The organism is Pseudomonas sp. P4_C8 (assembly GCF_056401975.1).
The window spans coordinates 1-7,637 of record NZ_JBFUIH010000086.1 but is presented as its reverse complement, the minus strand read 5'-3'; the positions used below and the strand labels follow the sequence as shown (position 1 = coordinate 7,637).

General features: G+C 55.4%; 6 protein-coding genes. All 6 read right to left on the bottom strand.

The features are described from left to right. A partial coding sequence (locus AC1DWM_RS29625; RefSeq protein ID WP_477796840.1) for a hypothetical protein occupies window positions 1-2,002 on the bottom strand: 2,002 nt, incomplete at its 3' end. 420 nt (window positions 2,003-2,422) lie between these two features. Further along, the gene (locus tag AC1DWM_RS29620) at window positions 2,423-3,217 is read right to left on the bottom strand and encodes a DNA adenine methylase (protein ID WP_477796839.1); all 795 of its coding nucleotides are present in this window, start codon (window positions 3,215-3,217) and stop codon (window positions 2,423-2,425) included. Window positions 3,218-3,420: 203 nt separating this feature from the next. Beyond that, window positions 3,421-4,455, bottom strand: a complete 1,035-nt coding sequence (locus AC1DWM_RS29615) for a phage late control D family protein (protein ID WP_477796838.1) — start codon at window positions 4,453-4,455, stop codon at window positions 3,421-3,423. A gap of 52 nt (window positions 4,456-4,507) precedes the next feature. Beyond that, window positions 4,508-4,714 carry a tail protein X gene (locus AC1DWM_RS29610; RefSeq protein ID WP_477796837.1) on the bottom strand — a complete coding sequence of 69 codons (207 nt, stop codon included), beginning with the start codon at window positions 4,712-4,714 and terminating at the stop codon, window positions 4,508-4,510. Continuing rightward, window positions 4,689-5,546, bottom strand: coding sequence for a phage tail protein (locus AC1DWM_RS29605; RefSeq protein ID WP_477796836.1), 858 nt, complete (start codon window positions 5,544-5,546; stop codon window positions 4,689-4,691). The genes AC1DWM_RS29610 and AC1DWM_RS29605 overlap by 26 nt, the downstream gene beginning before the upstream one ends. A gap of 9 nt (window positions 5,547-5,555) precedes the next feature. Next, on the bottom strand, window positions 5,556-7,637 hold a 2,082-nt coding region (locus AC1DWM_RS29600), incomplete at its 5' end, for a phage tail tape measure protein (protein ID WP_477796835.1).

Genomic DNA, 7,637 nt, shown 5'->3' with positions numbered 1-7,637 from the left:
GCTTAACGCTATCGGATTTCACACTTCCGAACGCGTCAAATATTGTAATTCGTGCTGTGTAGTACCCGGACGCTATTAACCCTGGGTATATTATGTAGCTTCTATCGTCATCATTTACGATGTCTTTCGCTATTGATTTGTATATTATTTTTTTGTCGCCATCTTCGATTGTTAATACTTGTGGTAAATCTCCTGCCAGAATTCGGCAATCGAGCAACTTGATTTTCCAGCTCAAAATAAACTCTTGGCTCTGATCGAGTTCGGTGCGCATTTGATTAAATGATACCGTTGCCTTCCACGAAGGGAGATTATCGATGTCCTGTCGTTTTATCATTGCGTCGATTGTTGGGCTATTTATTAGGTCAGACGGCAATTTTTTTGCTTTTTTAACTTCATCATTTAATTCATTTATTATGTCATCATAAGATATGGTAGTTTGAGAGAAAGGAGAGAAAGGAGAGAAAGGCAGTTTGGGTGTTATTTCCGTTGCAACCTTAAGAGTGCTTTCATCTATAATATATTTCCATTCTGACGTCTCTAAATTGATTTGATGATCCGTGCTGTTTATGCTTGGCTTTTCTGCTCCATCAAAGTTCGGAAGGTCTATTTTTTCTAAGTTGGAAAGTTTATCTATTGGCGAGGAGTAAACCCCTTCGCTAAGTATGAGCCAATATCTATTTTTGGTTTCAATTGCGTCGTAAATTCGAGGCGCGTGAATTTTTAGGATTGTAGGGTCATCATTTTTTGTAAAGAAATATATACTTTCAGTAGTCGGAACGGCTATCACACCCTTGTCACCTCCTGTGTTATAAAATGCGCCGACTGTCTTAGCTTGCAGAACAATTTTATCCGAATTTGAGGGCGACCATAGATAGATGGAATCGTCATCGACAATCCAATCGCCTGATGGACTTCCTGCAATAAAGTACAGACTATTAATTGTAGATTTTAGAGGTGGGGAATCGAAAGAATTCGAGAATCTGTAAATGTTACTGCCTGAATTCACCCAGATTGCATGATCTGTTTCTAGAGCTTGCCCCCATTCAATGCCCGCATTGACAGCGTTTGGTTCGCTGTCTTTTTTCCAATAATAAAGATTTTGATTGCGACCCTTTAGCCATATGTAGTTCTGCGTGCTCATCACCTGGGTTGACGCATCGATCTCAGGGAAGTTTTTGATTGATTTGGTAAGTGGATCGAGGAAGGTTAAACCTTTGCTTGTAGTTAATATTTGGTATTGGGATGTGGACACTGCCTGTGTAACACTGCCTATGTCGAAGGGGCCAAGCGTGATTTTATTATTTGTATTTAGCGTATATACACCTTCTGGCGTAGAAATGGCGATAAAACCATGTTTAGTTGAGGCGAAAGAATCTTTAGCTGCAACAATTAAAGCTGTATCGGAAAACGGAATTAAGAAAGGTTTGGTTGCAAGAGTTAAGTCTATTGAATAAATCCCATTCGGCGTACTCATAAACACAGTTTGGTCGTCGCCTTTGATTAACAATTGTAAGCGCCTCCCTCCAAGAAACGTATTTTCTACATGCTCGAAACGACGACTACGGTCATTGTTTAAATTGGCTTCTATTTCAAATTTTTTGGGTTTTCCACCCTTGGGATCCGCTACATATATCTCTTTGTCCCCAACAATTAATAATGATTTGCCATTAAAAAATATTTCTAAGAAGTATCCAGGCAATTCCGCTCTATTTTGTCCATTTTTGTCCGCGGTGAATATTTTGAATATCGAAGGTATTAATGGCTCAGGAGGATCCTCCCAGGACACAAAGTATTTAGTTTCTCCGAACTCAAACTCCGACTCATAACCTTGGACAGAGGGGCGCTCCATTTTAGTATAGAGACTGCATTCTTCTTCAGTTTCGTTTTTAAATTGCTCGCTGGCGAAACAGTAGGTGGTTGATGAAAATAAAACTGCGAAGAGCAAAATATAAATTGCTAACAAATTTGGCTGAGTTAATGATTGCGGCTTTTTTGATCGCATATTATAACTCGCAATTTATTGAATAGCACTGATCTGACATTGAAGACGCTGGTAAACAATTAATGGCGGGGTATTCTGATGTAGAGTAATGCTATATTTCAGATATTTGCGGAAGAAATTAAACGCATTCGAGTCGCGGTGTAGCCAAGCATGCAGGGTGACTTTACCGCAATCACATATAGCTGCTTGGCTCATTTTTAGAGGAGCCGGAATAGCTGGGATTAAGATCATCTCCTGAATCCTTAAGTCAATTTTCGACTCCTAGAGTCTAGACATTGGGAGCGCAGATTCCAGCGGACGACAGCTATAAACCGCCCAAACTGTAAGGCGCTTTTTGGCCGCTATCTGCCCTCTGCGAAGGGCTATAAAGGGTCGATTTCTGACTGTCGCCACCGTCAGCTTTGGGTGAAAGCGATCATTTCAAAACAACCCTCCCAACGCCGCCGGCTCCCAGTTCATGATCACCAGTTCAGCACTGACCTCGGCCTTACCCTGCCGCTGGTTGGTCGTGGTGTAACGAATATCCAGCGTCTCAAAGTGAAAGCCCTCGAACACCCGGCGGATGTCCGGGTGGTCGTTGATGCTGACCATCACCCTGCCCTTGCAGCGGCGCATGAAGTCGGCCATTCGCTCGTAGTTCTCAAACGGAAAGTCCACGCCATACCCAGCGGTCTGCCAGTACGGCGGGTCCATGTAATGGAAGGTATGAGCCCGGTCGTAGCGTTCGGCGCATTCGAGCCAAGGCAGGTTTTCGACGTAGGTGCCGGACAGGCGTTGCCAGGCGTTTGAAAGGTTTTCTTCGATGCGCAGCAGATTGATTGATGGGGTCGTGGTGGCGGTACCGAAGGTTTGTCCGGAGACCTTGCCGGCGAAGGCATGGTGCTGCAGGTAGAAAAATCGGGCGGCACGCTGAATGTCGGTGAGGGTTTCTGGGCGGGTCATCTTCTGCCACTCGAACACCTGGCGCGAACTGAGCGCCCATTTGAATTGGCGCACGAACTCTTCAAGGTGGTTCTGCACCACGCGGTACAAGGTCACCAGGTCACCGTTGATGTCGTTGAGCACTTCAACAGGCGCGGCCTGGGGGCGCATGAAGTACAGCGCAGCCCCGCCGGCAAAGACTTCGACGTAACATTCGTGAGGTGGAAACAGTGGGATAAGACGGTCGGCCAGGCGGCGTTTGCCGCCCATCCAAGGGATGATAGGTGAAGACATAGAGTGCAAGACCTTTACTGTATAAATAAACAGGTGCTAGGCTCGCTCTGCTTTGTGCACAGAGCAGGAGCCTTGGCGGGACTTGCAGGGACAATCTGCGGGGACGGTGGCCAGGCGGGATGTTGACGCATCCAGACTGGCCGCTCCTTTTACTTTGAGACTCAAACTTCTTTGCCCGGGCACGACTCTCGCGCCCCAGGCAATCAATCCGGCACTTCAAGAACGACTTTCTGCGGCTTGCCAGAGGCCTTGGCCTTGCCCTCCTTGCCACCATTGCACTCGACCGACACCGTCCATCCGGACGGGGTGAAGGTGTGATCGACCGACTCCACCAGGTACTCGCCATCGAGCCCGCGCTTGAAGCCTTGCGCCTCGATCATGATTTCGGCAAACAGGTCGGTCCGGCCCGGCAGGTCGAGGCGCACCGAGGCCGTCGAACGATTGAACGCCGCCAATCGTGCCTTCGCCGCTTCGTCGGCAGCGCTTTTATCCGGGTAGAGATGGCGATCGGTGTGCACCGGCGGCAGGCCCTCCGGCACGTTGGGATTGTCCAGGTGCGAAATCTGTAATTCCCCGCTGTCCGAGTCCTGGTACTGGGTGCTGACCCCTTGATGCGCACTGCGGTCGCTCAAGCGAAACTGCCAACGGGTCACGTCATTGCGTTGCAAGGTGATTACACCCAAGGCCTTGCCACTGGCGCTTTGCCCGCCCTGTCGCGGCAGGACCAGAAGCTTGCCGTCGGCTACCTTGGCAGTGCAGTCGTGTTTCTTGGCCAGGCGGGTGATGAAGTTGAAGTCGGACTCATTCAGCTGATCCATGCGCGGCACGCGGGTGTCGACTGGACATGAAGGCTGCCAGCCATTGCGCGCTGCCACGTCACCGACAATCTGCGCCAGACTGATGTCTTCCCAGCTACCGCTGCGGGTGGTTTTGCCGCTGCCGCGCATGTCGCTGGCCTTGCCGCTGATCACCAGCGTGTCCGGCGGGCCGGAAACAGCCACCTCGTCCACGGTGTAGCGGCCCATGCGCGTCAGGTCGGCGCCGGCATAACCCAGGTAGACCTCGATACTCGCGCCACGCACGGGCAGCGACACCGCGCCGTCGCGGTCATCAATGCGCAGCTCAAACGAATCTGAAGCCATGCCGGGCCGATCGGACAGCTGCAGCGAGACCAGTCGATCATTGATCAAGGTGGTGATGTCGGCACCGTCGGCGACGATGCGGAAAAGCGGTTGCATGTCGGCACTCCAGACAAGAAAAAGCCCGCACTCGGCGGGCTGGGTAACGGGATCAATCCCACAGCGAAATCACGCTGTCGGTTTCGGTCACCAGCTCCGGTAGCGTGATCAGCAGGCCGGCCCGGAACGGTTGCGGCTCATCCGCCAAGCCCTGATTGGYGGCCAGCACGGCTTCGACGCTACGGTTCAGGTGACCGTAATAGTGGTGGCACAGGGTGTCGAGCAGATCCCCGTCAGCTGTTCTGCAAGTCATCGCCATAACGGACAAACTCCAATGAAAAGCCTTGCTTGCGCGGGATCGCCCCAGGCAGCAAGGCGCTTTGTTCCTCGTCGATAGTGATCAGGCACCAGTTGCCCAATACCTCGCCATAACCCGTGGTCAGGTTCAGCGGCAGCAACTTCGAACCGATGCTGCGCAGCCTATCCAGCTGCTTCAAGCCGCCTTTGTAGCTGGGGTAGATCGCGCCTTTGATCGTGATTTTTTCCTCCCCCAGACCCACCGCCTGTTGCGCCGGGCGCCGGGTCAGGCGCTCCTGCGCGGCCCAGCGAAACGAGGTCTGCCGGCGCAGTTCGTCAAATGCCGCGGTGTCCAGGTTGAAGTAATACGGCCGCTCATTGGCTTTCAGCGGGTAGAGGATCAGCAGGTGCGGAAACGGCTTCACCGCGTCGGAGATTGGCGTCATGTCGCCGGCAAACCATTCCGTGGGGAAGATGTTGCCCAATGCGGCATTCGCCTTGCCGGCGACCTTATTGAACGCCGCGCCAAAGCGGCCAATCTGTTCGGTCAGGGCGGAAAAGTGCTCATCAAACTGGGCCAGCGCGCGCTGGGTCTGGTTATAGAAACTGGCGACCTTGCCGATCTTCGCCTGCGCCGAGTTGATTGCACTCTGCAGACGCCGGGTCTTGTCACTGAGGTCTTCGCTGATAAAGGGCAAACCTTCCAGTGCATCCGCCGCCCCGCTGATTTCATTGAGCGCGCCATTCATGGGCCCGGTCATCGACTCCAGGTCAGTGCGGCCAGCTTCACCGGCGTCGACCATGTACTTCAGCCCACCCTGCAAGTGTTGCAGGTAGGTCTTTTCATCCGTCATAACACTTCCTTAGCCCACGTGGGGCGCATCAAACAACTGGCGGTCACGCGCCTCCCGGGCAAAGTCCTCGAACTGACGGCTCAGGTACGGCATCAGCTCCTGCGCCAACCGCGCCGGGTCTTTCACATCGCCCTGCACGGTAATGACCGGGGCCGGGGCGAAGGTGAATTGCTGATCGACCTTCGGCCATTCGGGTGTCTTCGGCGCCGTGGTCGCCATCAACGCCGCCGCCGTCACCGGCGCGGCGGGGACGTTTTCCATCGAGCGTACGACCGCGCCAACACCCTGGCCGGCGGCCATGGGCAAGATGCCGATCGGCGCTTTGGTCGGCGTGTCCGGCCCGCCAAACAACGCCTTGCCCATGGTCGCGCCTAACTTGCCCCCGCCCCACGCGCCGACCATGCCGCCGATCACTCCGCCAATCGCGGTACCGATCACGGGGACGATCGAGCCTAAAGCCGCACCGACTGCCGCGCCACCGAGCACGCCCCCCACGAGCCCGCCCGCCACCTCGCCGTAACCTTCGGCCTTTTCATCACGGGTGGTGGCGTTCTGGTAAGTGTCCACCACCTGAACGCCGGCACCGACCACCGCCAGCGCCCCGCCCACTTTCATGCCACGGGACGCCCGACTTGCAGGGCCTTTGCCCTTTCCGCCCTTCCCTTCTTTGCCGTGATCCAGCCCGTCGTCATCGCCGTCATTCGCGTTGGTCACGAACACCCGCTGCACTATGTTGGACCGGTCGCCGGCCGAACCGCGCGCGATGTTCACCAGCCCCCGACCGATCTTCAGCGCGGCCCAGGCCTTGCCCGCCAGCACGGCACCGGCACTCAGCGCCGCCAGGCCCAGCACCGCCTTGGGCGTTTCCTCGGACAACGCGGTCAAACCCCGCGCCGCGCCGGCGATACCGGTGGCCAGCGCATCCGTCGCCGGGCGCAAGGCATCACCGATGGCGCGCAGCGAATCGTTGAACGCCTGCCCGGTTTCGGCCCAACGTTGCGCCGACGCTTCACGGCGCTCGGCCAGGTTTTTGTCGAGAATGTCCTTGCGCGGGCCGTTGGGGTCCGAGGCGCCTTTTTTCAGCTCCGCGTAGAATTTTTTGTTCTGGGTGTACGCCATCAGGGCCGTCTTGACCTGCATGTCGGCAAACAGATCGCCGGTACGCAGGGTGGCGGCCAAGGCATCGGCCATCGCTTGCGCCTTGGCCGGGTCGGTTTCATTGTCAATCTGCGTCAGTCCCTGACTTAGCTGTTTGGCCTTTTTCGGGTCGGTCTTTTCCACATACCGGCGTGCCAGTTCGAAGCTGGCCTCGAAAGTCGACAAGCCCTTGCCAATGGCGGCGTTCATCGAGCCCTGATAGTCAATCCCGGCATCGGCATACCCTTTGACCGTTTCCTCCGAGCCGATTTTCGCGACCCAGTTTTTCAGGTTGTTCGCCGCCTCATCCGCGCTGCCGGCGCTCTTGATCTGCACCTGCAGCATCGCTCCCAGTTGCGTGACCGCCTCCTGGCCGGTGATGCCGGTGCTGGCCATCTGCGCCAACAGCTCCGGAAACCACTTGGCCATGTCGGCCGCCTCGAAACTGCCTTGCTGGCCCAGCAGCGCGACCGACGCCAAGGCCTGTTCCATTTTCTGCGGGTCGGTGATCTTGGCGTTGTTCTGCATCGCCAGAATCATCTTTGCGGTATCGGCGCCCGAAGCCCCCTGCCCGACCGCAAACTTGGCCGCCACCGGTGCATATGTCAGCGCTTCGGTCAGCTCCATGCCGCCACCGACCAGTTGGTTCACCAGCTCGGCCACCTGGGTGTTGGCCATGCCGGTGTCCTTTGAGGTCTGGACGATGTCGCGGGCGGTGTTCACTTCCTGCTGGGTATTGGCGGTACCGGACTTGATCGCAATGTCGCGAATGATCGCCTGAAAATCCGCGCTAACCTTGGTCGGCACGGCGGCCAGGGTGGTACCGGCCACCGCGGTGCCGAATCCACTGCGCAAGCTTTCCTGCCCGTCCTGCACTTGGCCCATGCCTTTGGCCTTGAACTCGGCACTGCGCACCACCTTGCCCAGCGCCAGGTACTCCTGACGCAGGCGCCC

What these genes read in the sequence shown, in the direction of transcription:
- AC1DWM_RS29605 (WP_477796836.1), bottom strand. Translation starts at nt 5,546, where the DNA reads ATGACGGATGAAAAGACCTACCTGCAACACTTGCAGGGTGGGCTGAAG.
- AC1DWM_RS29615 (WP_477796838.1), bottom strand. Translation starts at nt 4,455, where the DNA reads ATGCAACCGCTTTTCCGCATCGTCGCCGACGGTGCCGACATCACCACC.
- AC1DWM_RS29620 (WP_477796839.1), bottom strand. Translation starts at nt 3,217, where the DNA reads ATGTCTTCACCTATCATCCCTTGGATGGGCGGCAAACGCCGCCTGGCC.